Source organism: Curtobacterium sp. MCLR17_034 (assembly GCF_003234485.1).
Lineage (GTDB): Bacteria > Actinomycetota > Actinomycetes > Actinomycetales > Microbacteriaceae > Curtobacterium > Curtobacterium flaccumfaciens.
Window position 1 is genome coordinate 75,309 of the sequence record NZ_QKTH01000007.1, and the last position, 13,133, is coordinate 88,441.

Consider the following 13,133-nt stretch of genomic DNA (forward strand, 5'->3'; position numbering starts at 1 on the left):
CGGTCAGTTGACGATCTCGCCGCGTTCCTCGGGCGGGAGCGCGACGAGCCGTTCCCGCCACTGGCGCAACGCCTCCGGGGTGAGCCGTGTCCACCCGGTCTCCTCGCCGACCACGCGGAGCGGGAGGGCACTGCGGTACGACCGGGTCGGGTTGCCGGGGAACTTCTTGTCAGTCACGTTCGGGTCGTCCTCGAAGGGACCGGTCGGCTCGACGCGGTACACACGCGGCTCGCGGTCGCCGGGCACGAGCTCGGCCGCGAGTTCGGCCGCGAGCCCTGCTCCGTCGCGGGTCGCCGTGAAGTAGACGTGGTTCATCACGACGTCGGGGCGGTAGTTCGAGCGGAAGCCGGGGGAGAGGAACTCCCCGGGCCGCAGGGCTGCCACTGTGCCGTGCCAGAACGGACCGGTCTCGTCTGCTGCTGCCATGGCGTCAGCCTACGAACGGCTCAGCGCCCGCGTCCGACCAGCGCGCGCCACCGCGGCTGTTCCGAGACGACGACGGCGACGCACAGGGCGGTGACGACGATCGCGACCGCCGTCGGCCACAGGACCCAGGCTGCAGCGACCGCCCCCACGAGGTGCGCGAGGACCGACGCGATGGTGACCGCTCCCGGTGCCGCGACCGGCGGGTCACCGCCGGGGCGGTCGCCCGGGGTCCCGAACACCGCCGGCGGCACGACGAGGACCAGGACGGCGGCGATCGCGAGCACCGGCGAGTGGGGCCAGAGCGCCCAGGGAACGGCCACCCACGCGACGAGCTCCGCCAGGAACCGCAGACCGCCACGGAGCGGGTCGTGACCGACGGGCCTCGACGGGCGCGCCGCCGTGGTGACGGTCACCGTGTCGTCGCGGCACGGAAGCCGCGATCCAGGAAGTCGATCATCCACGCGGCACTCGCATCGACATCGGTGTCCATCTGGAACCCGCCGGACGCCTCGATCGTGGCGAACCCGTGCAGGACGCTGCGGAGCACCCGGAGCGCGTGGACCTCGTCGGCCGGGTCGAGCGGGTAGTCGCGGAGCGCAGCGGCGAAGGACGCCAGGGTGCGGCCGAGTGCGACCGCCAGGGGGTCATCGGCACCGGTCGGCCGGACGCTGACGGCTGCCTGGTACCGCGCCGGGTGTTCCCGGACGCTCCGGCGCACGGTCTGCACCGCCGCCTCGAGCGCACTCCGACCGCTGCGCCCCTGCATGGCGTCGCGGAGCGCGTCACCGAGCTCGTTCGCACCGAGGATCGCGATCCTGCGCGTGACGTCGCCGAGCCCGTCGACGTGCTTGTACAGCGACGGTGCCTTCACCCCGAGGCGGTCGGCGACGAGGCTCATGCTCAGCTGGGCCAGGCCGATCTCGTCGGCCAGCGTCGCCGCGGCCTCGGTGACGGTCGCCGGGTCGAGCCCCGCCCTAGGCAACGGGACCTGCGACGGGCAGCGTGCGGGCGAGGAACGGCAGCAGCAGGGCGAGGAGCGCCGCCGGCGTCTCGGTGTGGGGGTAGTGGCCGGCGCCGTCGATCACGGCGAGTTCCCCGAGGCCGTCCGGCAGGTCGGCGAGGATCCGCTCGCCCTCGGCACGGGGCACGGCCCAGTCCGGGTCGGCGCTGCCCTCGACGACGAGCACGGGGCACCGGACGGCACCCAGCTGCTCGCCGGCGTCGGCGGGCGACGTGCGGGTCATGGCGCGGAGGACCGCCATCCGCTCCGGTTGCCGCAGGGTCGTCTCGATGCGGCTGCGTTCCGTCGCCCAGTCGGCGGGCTTGGTGGGCACCGCGATGTCGAGGTACGCGAGCCAGCCGGGCAGGCTGCCGCTCGTCATGACCCGCGCGAGCTGGACGGTGCCGGCGCGGTGTCGGCGGTTGCGCAGGAGTCCGCCCAGGTCGACGGACTGCTTGCGCGTGAACGGCGCCAGTTCGACGATGCCCGCGACCAGGTCCGGTGCGGTGGCTGCGGCGATGGTCGCCGCGCCCCCGCTGATGGACTGCCCGACGACCACGGCCGGGCCACCGAGGTGGCGGGCCACGGCGACGAGGTCACGTGCGATGTCGGTGCGCTGGTAGCCGTCCCACCCGGTGCTCGAGTCGCCGCAGCCGCGGAGGTCGACGTTCGCCACCCGGTAGCCGGCCGCGACGAGCTCCGGCACGACGAAACGGTAGGCGTGCCGGCTGTCGCCCATGCCGTGGGCGAGGACCACGAGCGGGCCTGTTCCGGAGAGGTCGTAGGCGATCGTGCCGCCCTCGGTGTCCAGGTGTTCGAGCATGACGTGGCTCCTTCTGCTACGGGTAGTAACTCAGAGGCTAATACCCGTAGCCAAAGTTGGCAAGGGGCAGTCGTCACGCATCCAGGTCGAGCGTCGTCGACAGCTCGGGGAACGCCTGCGCCTGGTCGACGAGCTGCTGTCCCTTCTGCACGATCCCCGCCACGCTGTCCGCGCCGGCGGCGAACCGCAGCGGCGGCTCGGGCATCGCGATCAGCGTCAGCAGCACCTGCGCGAGCTTCGCGGGGTCGCCGGACTGGTTGCCCCGCATGCCGCGGAAGAACTCCTTCGACCCGGCCGAGAGCGGGGCGTAGTCGTCGATCGCGACGTCGCCCCAGAAGGTCGAGTCGCCCTCGGCCAGCAGGTCGGTGCGGAAGAAGCCGGGCTCGACCACGGTGGTGTGGATGCCGAACGGCGCCACCTCGTCGTGCAGGGCCTCCATCCAGCCCTCGAGCGCGAACTTCGACGCCGAGTAGGCGCTCCCACCGGCGCCGGCGACGATGCCCGCGGTGGAGCTGATGCTGATGACGTGCCCGGAGCGCTGCCGTCGCATGACCGGGAGCACGGCACGCGTCACCGCGAGCGCCCCGAAGAAGTTCGTCTCCATCTGCGCGCGGAACTGCTCGGCCGAGATCTCCTCGAAGTACCCGGCCTGGAAGCTCCCGGCGTTGTTCACCAGGACGTCGACGCCGCCGAAGCGGTCGGTCGCGGCGTCGACTGCGGCCCGGACCGACTCGGGGTCGGTCACGTCGAGCGCGACGGTGAGCAGGCGCTCGTGGTCGCCGAGGACGGCGCGGACCCGCTCGGGGTCGCGTCCGCTCGCCACGACTCGGTGCCCGGCGTCGAGGGCGGCCCGGGCGAAGTCGGTGCCCATCCCGCGGCTCGTGCCGGTGATGAGGAAGGTGCTGGTTCCGGTCATGGTGTTCCCTTCGTTCGTGGACACCACCATCGAAGCCCCACCACCACCCGCCCAGTGAGGCTCCGGCGAAACGGGGTCCAGCCGAACCTCCCTGTCCGCCGGACCATGCCCCTACCGTCGGTCCGTGACCACGACGACCTCCGACCTCCCCACGACCGACCGGGCGACCGACGGCCGACTGCCCTGGTTCCCGCTCGCCCTGCTCGCCGCGATCGGGTTCCTCCTGGTCGCCATGGAGACGATGCCGGCCGGGCTGCTGCCCGCGATCGCCGACGGGATGGGCACGAGCGAGGGCACGGTCGGCCTGTTCGTCAGCGCGTACGCGATGGGCACGGTCATCGCCACGGTCCCGGCGATCGCCCTGACGCGCGGGTTCCGTCGCAAGCCGCTCATCGTGGCCGCCATCGCCGTGCTGCTCGTCGCGAACACCCTGACCGCGTTCGCCCCGAACGTCGCGGTCGCGCTGGTCACCCGGTTCGTCGCCGGCGCGATGTCGGGGACGATCTGGGGCATGTTCGCGACCTACGCCCGGCGGATCAGCCCGGCCCGATTCGCCGGGGTGTCGCTCGCGATCGTCTCGACGGGCGCGCCGGTGGGGTTCGCGCTGGGCACCCCGCTCGGGTCCTTCATCGGCAACGCCCTGGGCTGGCGGTCGTCGTTCATCGGGCTGAGCCTGGTCGGCGTGGTGGTCCTGGTGCTGATCGCGCTGTTCGTGCCGGATGCCCCGGGGCAGACGAGCGGCGGGAAGCTGTCCGTCGTGCGGGTGTTCCGGATCCGCGGCATCGCCGTCATCCTCGCGGTGATCGCGACGTGGATGGTGGCGCACAACACGATCTACACGTACATCTCGCCGTACCTGCGGGCGACCGGCACCGACCTGAGCGCCGGGCTGGTGCTGCTCGTCTACGGGATCGCCGCGATCCTCGGCGTCGTCGTGACGGGCGCGCTGCTCGACCGGCACCCCCGACCCCTGCTGCACGGCAGCGTCGGCCTGTTCGTCCTGGCCGGGGTGGTGCTGCTCGTCGGGCACACGTCGCCGGTCGCGGTCCTGGTGGCCGCGGGCCTGTGGGGCATCGGCTTCGGAGGGTCCTCCACGCAGCTGCAGGCCGCCCTGACGACCGCCGGCGGCGAGGACGCCGACGTCGCGAGCGCGTTCCTGCCGGTCGCGTTCAACATCGCGATCTTCGCGGCCGGCCTGTTCGGTGCCGCCCTGCTGACGGCCTTCGACGGGCTGGTGCTCGCCGTGGTGATGATCGTGTTCGGGGCGATCGCAGCGCTCCTCACCGTCATCGGCCGCGGATCGGCGTTCCCCACGAAGCTCTGACGCGATCGACGACCGCGACCGCGACCGCGACCACGACCACGGACTGCGATCATGTCCGGGTGCACCACGACGACGACCACAGCCGCCCGGACGTCACGACCGTCGAGATCATCGGCGGCCCGGAGCCGGTCACCGTGACCCTGCACCCCGCCGACAGCGGGTGGGCTGCGGTCTTCGCCGACCACCGGCGACGCATCCTGGAGGCCCTCCCCGGCTCCGGCACGGACGCTCCGGTCGTCGAGCACATCGGCTCCACGGCCGTCCCCGGCCTGGCAGCGAAACCCATCGTCGACATCGTGGTCGTCGTCGCCGACATCACCGCCGAGGCCACGTACCTCGACCAGCTCCTCGCCGCCGGGTACGAGCTGCGCGTCCGCGAGCCGGGCCACCGCCTGGTCCGGACGCCCGCCCGCGACGTCCACGTGCACGTCTACGAGCGGGGTGCGACGGCGGTCGACGAGTACCTGCTCCTCCGTGACCACCTGCGCGCCGACGCCGACGACCGGGTGCTGTACGAACGGACGAAGCGGGAGCTGCTCGACCGGAGCTGGGACGACATGAACGCCTACGCCGAGGCGAAGACGGCCGTCATCACCGCGATCAAGGAGCGGGCACGACGGAGCCGCGCGTCCTGAGACGCGCGGCTCCGGTGCCGATCCTCAGCTCGTCGGGACGACGTCCCAGTGCTCGCGGATCAGGTTGTCGTCGACCCGGAACAGGTCGGCCGCGCCGAACGGGGCGTCGGCCTTCGCACCGACCGGCTTCGAGAACGTCCACACCAGGTCGCCGTCGGCGAGCGAGATGACGGACTCCTGCTTCGGCAGGCTCTGCGCGGCGCTTCCGGCGAAGAACTGCTTGAGCGCGGCCGTGCCGTTCGCGGCGACCGAGTTGTGCTGCAGGTACGCCGGGTCGAACTTCTCGTCGAGGACGGACACGTCGTGGTCGCGGAACAGCCGGTTGTACGCGGTCACGGCGAGCACCCGGTTGTGCTCCTCCTGCCGCTCGGTCAGGTGACGGTCACGCTTCGCGGCCGGGTACAGGTCGCTGAACATGCTGTTCGTGTTGCCGCTGGCCGGCGTGCCCGTCGGGACCGTCTGACGGAGTGCCCACCACTCGCTGATGCGCCCGTCGCGCATGCGGAACAGGTCGACGGCAGCGTCACCGGTGCGTTCGTCCTTCGGCTTCGCGGTGATCTGCCAGTGCACGGCCACCAGGTCCCCGTCACCGGCGATGTGCTTGATCACGGCGTGGGCGCCGGGCACCCGGGAGCGGTCGGCGGTGAACTCAGCGAGCAACGCGGACGGACCCGAGGCGCTCGTCGCACCGTGCGCGACGGCACCGGTCGCGACGGCGGTCCGTGCAGCCGCACGGGCCTTCGCGGACGCGGGGGACCGGAACGCGCACCGGAACAGGTGCCGGACCGTGGCCTCGTTGCGCTGCTCGGCGCGACGGTCGAGCCGCGAGACCGCCGTGCCACCCGAGGTCGTCCGCGCCGCACGGTCCACCGTGTGGTGCGCGGAGGTCGCCGTGGTGACGGAGGTGGAGGAGGAGGTGGAGGTGTGGAGGGGTGCCGCCACGGCCGGACCGGCCACGAGCGACACGGCGATGGCGACCGGAGCTGCCACCGCACACGCCTTGGCGATGATGGGGAGAAGTGATGTCGTCTGCACGGCAGAACGATGGAACCGGTCCCTGGAAGCCCACGCGCGCCCTGGGGCCGCCACTCGCTCGACCGTGACCGGCTTCTCAGTCGCGGTGCGCGCCTCCAGGGTGGCCTGTGCACGCTCTGCCAGGGTGACCCGCTCCCGCTGGTGATCGACGGTCCGTACCTGTGGGACGGCTCACGTCGCCGCTCAGGCGATCGCAAGCCCGGCGAGCAGGTCCTGCACCCGTGCGCGCACGTCGTCGCGGATCGGCCGGACGGCGTCCAGGTCGAGCCCCGCGGGGTCGGTGAGCTCCCAGTCCTCGTAGCGCTTGCCCGGGAACACCGGGCAGGCGTCCCCGCACCCCATCGTGATGACGACGTCCGCGGCGCGGACGGAATCGGTGCTGAGCAGCGCGGGCTGCTCGTTCCGGATGTCGATGCCCTCCTCGAGCATCGCTGCGATGACCACGGGGTTGAGCTGGTCGGCCGGTTCGGAGCCGGCGCTCCGGACGTCGACGCGGCCACCCGCCAGGTGCTGCAGGAAGCCGGCGGCCATCTGGGAGCGGCCGGCGTTGTGGACGCAGACGAACAGGACGGTGGGCATGCGGAGTGCTCCGATCAGAGGACGACGGCGCCGAGCAGGCCGGCTCCGATGACGACGGCCCACGGGGGAGCGGACCAGCGGCTGAGGGCGGTGAAGGCGGCCACGGCGAGCGCCAGTGCGGGTGCCGAGCGGATGCCCTCGGTGATGACCGGGTCCCAGAGCGCCGCGGCGAGGAGCCCGACGACCCCCGCGTTCACACCGGCCAGCACACGCCGGGCCCACGGCAGGGCACGGAGCACGTGCCAGAACGGCAGCGCACCGATGACCAGGAGCGCCGCCGGCAGGAAGATCGCGACGAGTGCCACCGCAGCGCCGAGGAGCCCGCTCGGACTGCCGTCGGCGACGGCGCCGAGGTAGGCGGCGACGGTGAAGAGCGGCCCGGGCACGGCCTGTGCGGCGCCGTACCCGGCCAGGAAGTCCGCGTGGCCCACCAGGTGCGTGGCCACGGTCTGTGACTCGAGCAGCGGCAGGACGACGTGGCCGCCGCCGAAGACGAGCGAGCCCGCCTGCGCGAAGACCCCGAACAGGCGAACGGCCCCGGTGCCGCTCGCGGCGACGGGTGCCGCGACGAGCAGGGCGGCGAACGCGACGAGCGCCGACACGGCGACCCAGCGGGGGAGGCGCACGGCGATCTGGGAGCCGGCGTCCTCGGTGTCTCCGACATCCTCGACCGGGCCGACCACCCGACCGAGCCACAGCACGCCGACCACACCGCACACCGCGATGACCGCGACCTGCGCCGCCGGGCCGGGGACGAGCAGCACCACGACCGCGGCGGCGGCCGCGATGGTCGCCCGACGGCGGTCCGGTGTGAGCGAGCGCGCCATGCCGAGCACCGCCTGCGCCACCACCGCGGCTGCGGCGGCCTGCAGCCCGAGCAGCCACCCGGCGCCGGCCAGGTCGGGCGTGCCGGAGACCAGCAGGGCGAACGCGACGAGCAGCACCGCGGACGGCAGGGTGAACCCGCACCACGCCGCGAGGAGCCCGGGCAGTCCGGCGCGCTGCAGCCCGAGTGCCATCCCGACCTGGCTCGACGCCGGTCCGGGCAGGAACTGGCACAGCGCGACGAGGTCGGCGTAGGCGTCGTCCCGCAGCCAGCGGCGACGCACCACGAAGGCTTCACGGAAGTACCCGAGGTGCGCGACCGGCCCGCCGAACGAGGTCAGCCCGAGCCGCAGGAACACCAGGAACACCGATCCCGCGGACGACCGCAGGGGCTCGGGGCTGGTCGTCACCCGCTCATCTTGACGACGGCAGATGGTTCAGTCAACATTGAACCGATGAACACCCGGCGGCAGGACCTCGAGCGGCGTGCGGCGCAGCACGCGGCACTCGGCGACGTCGCCCGCCTGGCGATCGTCGACCTGCTCGCCGCGTCTGACGCCAGCCCGAGCGAGGTGCGGTCTGCCCTCGGGATCTCCGGCCCGCTCCTGGCGCACCACCTGCGCGTCCTCGAGCAGGCCGGTCTGGTCACGCGACGCCGCTCCGACGGCGACGGGCGCCGCAGCTACCTGCACCTCGAACCGAGCGGTGTCCCGCACGGTTCGGCGGCGGTGCCCGGCCCGGTGTCCCGCGTGCTGTTCGTCTGCACCGGCAACTCCGCGCGCTCCCCGCTGGCCGCGGGCGTCTGGGCGCAGGTGAGCGAGATCGGCTCGCTGTCGGGCGGGACGCGTCCCGCGGCCGCCATCGCCCCCGGGGCGGTCGCCGTCGGGGAACGCCACGGCCTGGACCTCGGCCGCCACGTCCCGCGTGCCTTCCGCGACCTCGTCGCCGACGGTGACCTGGTCGTCACGGTCTGCGACCGCGCGCACGAGTCGATCGACGACGGCGACAGCCTGCACTGGTCGCTGCCGAACCCCTCGCGCGTCGGCACGCCGGACGCGTACGAGGCCACCTACGCGGACCTCCGGTCCCGCGCCACCGCGCTCGCTGCGCGCCTCGCCGCCTGACGCGGCCCCACGAACGGAACGCCCCGATGAGATCCCCCCTCCTCATCGGGGCGTTCTTCCTGCGCCGTGGTCTGGACGCGCCGACGGACGGGAGGCCCGGGGCGGGCCCGCCCCGTGCCTCCCGTCCGTCCCGTGGTGCGCCCAGGGCGGCGCCCGCTCGCGGGGGAGCCGTCACTCAGGGACGGCAGCTGCCGGCGACCAGCCGGAGGACCTGATCGGTGTGCCGTTCCGGCGTCGCGCGTCGGGCGTGCTCGATCGCGGCGGCGGTGTGCGGCCGCAGCAGCGTCCGGTCCGAGGCGAGTTCGATGATCGTCGTGGCGAGCCCGAACGCGGTCTCGTCGTCGGTCAGGACGGCGGCGGAGCCGAACTCACTCGCCAGGCGGATGTCGGAGACGATGACCGGGCGGTGGTCCCGGATCGCCTCGAGTGCGGTCATCGGCTGGCCGTCGTGCTCGAGCGAGCAGACCACCGCCGCGTGCCCGCACAGCAGCAGGTCGTGGACAGCGTGCGACGACAGGCGGCCGTGGACGCGGACCGACACCGGCGTGCGGGCCGGGGGGACGGTCCCACCGGCGACGTCGACCCGCACGGCGTGTGCCCCGAGGCGGATCTCCACCAGCCGGATCGCGTTGAGGAGGACGTCGAGGCGCTTGTCCGGGGTGAACCGCGACGCCCAGACGAGCCGGAGCGGGCCGAGTTCCGGCGCCGGCGGCGGTTCGACCGGCCGGCGGACGAGGGCGTTGGGCACGACGTGGACCGGGCCGATGCCGGCCTCGCGCAGGACGCGGGCCTGCCGCGTCGTCGGGGTGACGACGACGTCGGCCGCCCCGGAGACGGCCACGGCCATGTTGCGGCGCGCGTCGTCCATGGGGTGCCCCGTGAAGCGGTGCCGTGTGGGCCGGATCCCGGTCACCACACGGTGCGCGTGCCGTGCGAGGGGCGCCATCGCCGCTGCGGTCCGGCCCCGGACCGGCGCCGAGCCGTGCACGGTGTGGATCGTCGGCAGCTCGAGGGAGCGCGCCGTGGTCAGCGCCGCCGCGGCGAGGCCGAAGTCCGAGTGGGTGACGACGAGGTCGATCCGTTCCTCGAGCATCAGCGTGCCGAGGCACCGGCGGACACGGACCGAGTTGCGGACCACCGGCAGGTCGCTCTCCGGCGCGCTGATCGACGGTTCGACCTCGAACAGGCGGACGCCGTGCTTCCGCAGCTCCGCGGTCTCGCTCGAGCGCGGAGTCGCCACCCAGACGACGTGACCGGACTCCGCGAAGGCCTTCGCCTGCTCGACCAGGGCGGCGCGTTCACCCCGCATCGCCGACAGGGAGAAGTCGCTCACGAGCAGGACGGTCGCCTTCGCCGCGGCCACGTCAGCGGCCGGTCTCGAGCTCGGTGGTCTGGCGGGGGCTGCGCATGCGGTCTCTCACGGTTCGGGAGCGGAACGGGGTGCTGGGAACCGTAGGCGTTCAGAAGACGATCGTCTAGTGAGCCGCTGTGCTGCTGAGCAGGCCTTCACGACTCCCCGGGCGGACGCCCAGTCGGGCGCGGTCCCAGCTCGCCTACCGTGGAGCCACCAGACGATCGTCTGGCGAAGCTGACGGCACACGCCGAGGAACGAGACGACATGTCCATCTCCATGCCCTCTCGGGCGCACCACGTCTCCGCGCTGCTGTCCGGCGTCGCGCTCGTCCTGGGCTCGGTCCTGGTGGCGGCTCCGGCGCCGGCCTCCGCAGACGCCGCACCGGCGGCTGCCGCCCTGCCCCCAGTGACCACGCCCTCCACCTCGACCACCGCGACGGCCCCGTCCACCCCGTCGCAGCACTGGAACTACTCGTTCACCTACCCCCTGGGGCACGCGAGCCCCACGGACATCTGGAACCGGCTCCACACCTGCTTCTCGTGCGGGATCCCGATCACCGGCGCCCCGACCGCGTTCCCGAAGGTGGGTGACGTGGTGCCGTTCACCCTGAACCGGTTCGGGGACGACAGCTTCCGGGTGAGCACGTTGTACGACTACTCGGGTCCGACGGTGCGACCGGGCGTGAACTCCGGCCTGATCTTGACCGCGACCGATCAGAACATCGGCGGGGCCGGATCGGTGCTGAACATCGACTTCACGGTCCGAGCCACCGACGGGCAGACGATCATGACCGTCAGTGCGAACGTCGAGAACGACTTCGGGTCGTCCGGTCGGCGACAGGCCTACGGCCAGTGGGAGCACGACCAGTGGGCCCGCGTCGCGGACCGGCTGCAGCACGGCTGAGCGGCTACGGGCTGATCCGGGACCCGCCGGTTCCTGTCCGGTTCCGGCGGATCCTGTACACGTCTGAGCCGTGGTCGTCGTACAGTCTCCGGAAGCTACCCCGCCGGACCCTACCGGCGGGTGCCCGACCCCCCGTTCCCGGGCTGGCCTCGTCATGACCACCGCGTCGAACCCGACGGCGTCGTAGCGCGAGGACGTCTGCTCCTGACCCGAACTCGTGGCAGACGTCCTCGCACCTTCCCGCTATCGTCGAGGAACTGCCGGTCCCCGATCTCGGGGCGAGCAGCGGCCAGGGGACCACGGGGGACACCATGCAGCACCAGCGCGCCATCACCGCACTCACGACGCTCACCGCGACGATCGCCCTGGCGGTGACGCTCAGCGGGTGGACGGTGTCGACGTCGTCGTCACGGACCGTCACACCTGACGCCTTCGAACGCGTCGTCGTCGACGCGTTGGCGGACGTCTCGGACGCGACGCCCGAGGTCGACTGCGGTGGGAACGACATCGCGATCGAGGACGGCGCCGAGGTGCACTGCGACGTGAACACGGCGGGCTACGACGTGGTCTACGACTCGGTGTCCACGATCAGCACCGACGGCGGCGACGACTACCACGTGGACGTGGAAGTGGCCGACCAGCCCAAGGACTGATCGGCCACTGCGCGGTGTCCGACGACTAGCGGTCGGACGCCTCGACGACGCAGCTCTCGACCTGCTCGGCGGCCTTCGAGTCGTCGGCGAACGGCGTCGGCGCGTCCGAGGTGGTGGTCGTCTCGTCGGCGACGGCCTGCTTGGCGACGTCGTTCACGGCGTACAGCGGACCGTCGAAGTCGTCGGCCGTGGGGTCGGCGGTGGTCGCCCAGATGGTGACCTCGTCGTCGTTCGAGTCGTTGCTGTCCGCGGGGACGATCGCGGCACCGAGGTACCAGCCGCCGTCCCCCTTCTGGATGTTCGCGAACTCGGTGGTGTCGTGCGACCCGACCGCCTTGTCGATCATGTCGACGGCGGCGCTGGCGGCCACGTCGCACTGGGCCGACTGGGACTTCTCCTCGGAGCCGGGGACCTTGCCGACGGGGTTGATGTTCTGGGCTCCGCCGGGGTCGCAGGCGGTGAGCAGGAGGGCTACGGTGGCGGCGCCGAACAGCGCCGTGACGGTCTTCGCTCGCGTGGACATGGCCCTGAACGTAGGCCGGCCCCGGTGGGCGGCGATTCAGCCAGGAGCGTCCCCCGACGACGGACGGGAGGCCCGGCGCACGTCGTGCCCCGGGCCTCCAGTCCGTCACCTGGTCCGGTTGCAGGACCGTGTCCGGTTGCCGGACCGGCGTCCCGTCACAGGATCGGGGTGCCGCCGGTGACGGCGACCCGCGCGCCGGAGACGTAGCTGCCGTCGTCACTGGCGAGCAGCACGTAGACGGGTGCGAGCTCGGCCGGCTGGCCGGGACGGCCGAGCGGCGACTGCTTGCCGAACTGCTCGACCTGCTCCGGCGGCATCGTCGACGGGATCAGCGGCGTCCAGATCGGACCGGGGGCGACGCTGTTCACGCGGATGCCGCGTTCCCCGAGCAGCTGCGCCAGCGCGGCCGACAGGTTCGCGACGCCGGCCTTCGTGACGTCGTAGGGCGCCAGGTTCGGCTTCGGGTTGTCGGAGTTCACCGAGCTCGAGCCGATGATCGACGACCCCGGGCCGAGGTGCGGCAGCGCGGCCTTGACGAGGTGGAAGTAGGCGCTGAGGTTCGTCGCGAGGGTGTGGTCCCACTCCTCGTCGCTGATCTCCTCGATCGTCTCGTGGGTCATCTGGTAGGCGGCGTTGTTCACGAGGACGTCGAGCCCGCCGAGTTCCGAGACCGCCCGGTCGATGACGGATCGGCAGTACGCGGGATCGCTCACGTCGCCCGGGAAGAGCACGGCCTTCCGACCGGCCTCCTCGATCCAGCGCTTCGTGTCCTGCGCGTCGTCCTCCTCTTCCGGCAGGTAGCTGATCAGGACGTCAGCACCCTCGCGCGCGAACGCGATCGCGACGGCCTTCCCGATGCCGCTGTCCCCGCCGGTGATGACGGCGCGCTTGCCGGTGAGCTTGCCGGAGCCGCGGTACGACTCCTCACCGTGGTCGGCCTTCGGGGTGAGTTCCTGGTCGCTCCCCGGGGGCTGCTGCTGCTCGGTCATGTCTCTCCCTGTGGTCGGTTTCCC

Annotated in this window: 16 protein-coding genes; 5 read left to right on the forward strand and 11 right to left on the reverse strand. The window is 72.6% G+C overall.

Annotated features, from left to right (window positions below; translation table 11 throughout):
• Window positions 1–3 precede the first annotated feature (3 nt).
• The 5 genes from arr to DEI98_RS09380 all read right to left on the reverse strand — a co-directional run bounded on the left by arr (window position 4) and on the right by DEI98_RS09380 (window position 3,165).
• On the reverse strand, window positions 4–426 hold the full coding sequence (gene arr, locus DEI98_RS09360) for an NAD(+)--rifampin ADP-ribosyltransferase (protein WP_071244431.1): 423 nt from the start codon (window positions 424–426) through the stop codon (window positions 4–6).
• Between the two features lie 20 nt (window positions 427–446).
• The gene (locus tag DEI98_RS09365; protein WP_111100586.1) at window positions 447–839 is read right to left on the reverse strand and encodes a hypothetical protein; all 393 of its coding nucleotides are present in this window, start codon (window positions 837–839) and stop codon (window positions 447–449) included.
• Window positions 836–1,408: a TetR/AcrR family transcriptional regulator gene (locus DEI98_RS09370; protein WP_111100587.1), complete on the reverse strand. Its 573-nt coding sequence runs from the start codon at window positions 1,406–1,408 to the stop codon at window positions 836–838. Before DEI98_RS09370 ends, DEI98_RS09365 begins: the two co-directional genes overlap by 4 nt.
• Entirely contained in the window at window positions 1,401–2,249 is an 849-nt protein-coding gene (locus DEI98_RS09375) for an alpha/beta fold hydrolase (RefSeq protein WP_111100588.1), read from the reverse strand. Before DEI98_RS09375 ends, DEI98_RS09370 begins: the two co-directional genes overlap by 8 nt.
• Before the next feature lie 73 nt (window positions 2,250–2,322).
• The gene (locus DEI98_RS09380; protein WP_110863938.1) at window positions 2,323–3,165 is read right to left on the reverse strand and encodes an SDR family oxidoreductase; all 843 of its coding nucleotides are present in this window, start codon (window positions 3,163–3,165) and stop codon (window positions 2,323–2,325) included.
• A gap of 124 nt (window positions 3,166–3,289) precedes the next feature.
• Between DEI98_RS09380 and DEI98_RS09385 the strand changes: the two genes are divergently transcribed.
• Both DEI98_RS09385 and DEI98_RS09390 read left to right on the forward strand, forming a co-directional pair.
• Entirely contained in the window at window positions 3,290–4,489 is a 1,200-nt protein-coding gene (locus DEI98_RS09385) for an MFS transporter (protein ID WP_258370790.1), read from the forward strand.
• A 59-nt stretch (window positions 4,490–4,548) separates the two neighbouring features.
• On the forward strand, window positions 4,549–5,124 hold the full coding sequence (locus tag DEI98_RS09390) for a GrpB family protein (RefSeq protein ID WP_111100590.1): 576 nt from the start codon (window positions 4,549–4,551) through the stop codon (window positions 5,122–5,124).
• A 24-nt stretch (window positions 5,125–5,148) separates the two neighbouring features.
• Here DEI98_RS09390 and DEI98_RS09395 read toward each other — a convergent pair whose 3' ends face one another.
• From DEI98_RS09395 to chrA, 3 genes are all read right to left on the reverse strand, one after another.
• Window positions 5,149–6,114 carry a nuclear transport factor 2 family protein gene (locus tag DEI98_RS09395; RefSeq protein WP_110863907.1) on the reverse strand — a complete coding sequence of 322 codons (966 nt, stop codon included), beginning with the start codon at window positions 6,112–6,114 and terminating at the stop codon, window positions 5,149–5,151.
• A 228-nt stretch (window positions 6,115–6,342) separates the two neighbouring features.
• Window positions 6,343–6,738 carry an arsenate reductase ArsC gene (locus DEI98_RS09400; protein WP_111100591.1) on the reverse strand — a complete coding sequence of 132 codons (396 nt, stop codon included), beginning with the start codon at window positions 6,736–6,738 and terminating at the stop codon, window positions 6,343–6,345.
• A gap of 14 nt (window positions 6,739–6,752) precedes the next feature.
• Window positions 6,753–7,973 carry a chromate efflux transporter gene (chrA, locus tag DEI98_RS09405; RefSeq protein ID WP_111100592.1) on the reverse strand — a complete coding sequence of 407 codons (1,221 nt, stop codon included), beginning with the start codon at window positions 7,971–7,973 and terminating at the stop codon, window positions 6,753–6,755.
• A gap of 45 nt (window positions 7,974–8,018) precedes the next feature.
• On the opposite strand from chrA, the gene DEI98_RS09410 reads away from it, so the two are divergent.
• Window positions 8,019–8,687: an ArsR family transcriptional regulator gene (locus DEI98_RS09410; protein WP_111095169.1), complete on the forward strand. Its 669-nt coding sequence runs from the start codon at window positions 8,019–8,021 to the stop codon at window positions 8,685–8,687.
• Window positions 8,688–8,862: 175 nt separating this feature from the next.
• Here the strand turns inward: DEI98_RS09410 and DEI98_RS09415 are convergent, their stop codons facing one another.
• A complete protein-coding gene (locus tag DEI98_RS09415; RefSeq protein WP_146243483.1) occupies window positions 8,863–10,020 on the reverse strand; it encodes a glycosyltransferase family 4 protein in 1,158 nt (385 codons plus the stop codon).
• 285 nt (window positions 10,021–10,305) lie between these two features.
• Here DEI98_RS09415 and DEI98_RS18645 point away from each other — a divergent pair, with 285 nt between their 5' ends.
• Window positions 10,306–10,944: a hypothetical protein gene (locus DEI98_RS18645; protein ID WP_181437999.1), complete on the forward strand. Its 639-nt coding sequence runs from the start codon at window positions 10,306–10,308 to the stop codon at window positions 10,942–10,944.
• Window positions 10,945–11,255: 311 nt separating this feature from the next.
• Window positions 11,256–11,597, forward strand: coding sequence for a hypothetical protein (locus DEI98_RS09430; protein ID WP_111100595.1), 342 nt, complete (start codon window positions 11,256–11,258; stop codon window positions 11,595–11,597).
• Between the two features lie 25 nt (window positions 11,598–11,622).
• On the opposite strand, the gene DEI98_RS09435 is transcribed toward DEI98_RS09430, so the two are convergent.
• Both DEI98_RS09435 and DEI98_RS09440 read right to left on the reverse strand, forming a co-directional pair.
• Entirely contained in the window at window positions 11,623–12,120 is a 498-nt protein-coding gene (locus tag DEI98_RS09435) for a hypothetical protein (protein ID WP_110863897.1), read from the reverse strand.
• 155 nt (window positions 12,121–12,275) lie between these two features.
• Entirely contained in the window at window positions 12,276–13,109 is an 834-nt protein-coding gene (locus DEI98_RS09440) for an SDR family oxidoreductase (protein WP_111100596.1), read from the reverse strand.
• Window positions 13,110–13,133 lie beyond the last annotated feature (24 nt).

What these genes read in the sequence shown, in the direction of transcription:
- DEI98_RS09435 (WP_110863897.1), bottom strand. Translation starts at nt 12,120, where the DNA reads ATGTCCACGCGAGCGAAGACCGTCACGGCGCTGTTCGGCGCCGCCACC.
- DEI98_RS18645 (WP_181437999.1), top strand. Translation starts at nt 10,306, where the DNA reads ATGTCCATCTCCATGCCCTCTCGGGCGCACCACGTCTCCGCGCTGCTG.
- arr (WP_071244431.1), bottom strand. Translation starts at nt 426, where the DNA reads ATGGCAGCAGCAGACGAGACCGGTCCGTTCTGGCACGGCACAGTGGCA.
- DEI98_RS09400 (WP_111100591.1), bottom strand. Translation starts at nt 6,738, where the DNA reads ATGCCCACCGTCCTGTTCGTCTGCGTCCACAACGCCGGCCGCTCCCAG.
- DEI98_RS09430 (WP_111100595.1), top strand. Translation starts at nt 11,256, where the DNA reads ATGCAGCACCAGCGCGCCATCACCGCACTCACGACGCTCACCGCGACG.
- DEI98_RS09380 (WP_110863938.1), bottom strand. Translation starts at nt 3,165, where the DNA reads ATGACCGGAACCAGCACCTTCCTCATCACCGGCACGAGCCGCGGGATG.
- DEI98_RS09375 (WP_111100588.1), bottom strand. Translation starts at nt 2,249, where the DNA reads ATGCTCGAACACCTGGACACCGAGGGCGGCACGATCGCCTACGACCTC.
- DEI98_RS09440 (WP_111100596.1), bottom strand. Translation starts at nt 13,109, where the DNA reads ATGACCGAGCAGCAGCAGCCCCCGGGGAGCGACCAGGAACTCACCCCG.
- DEI98_RS09410 (WP_111095169.1), top strand. Translation starts at nt 8,019, where the DNA reads ATGAACACCCGGCGGCAGGACCTCGAGCGGCGTGCGGCGCAGCACGCG.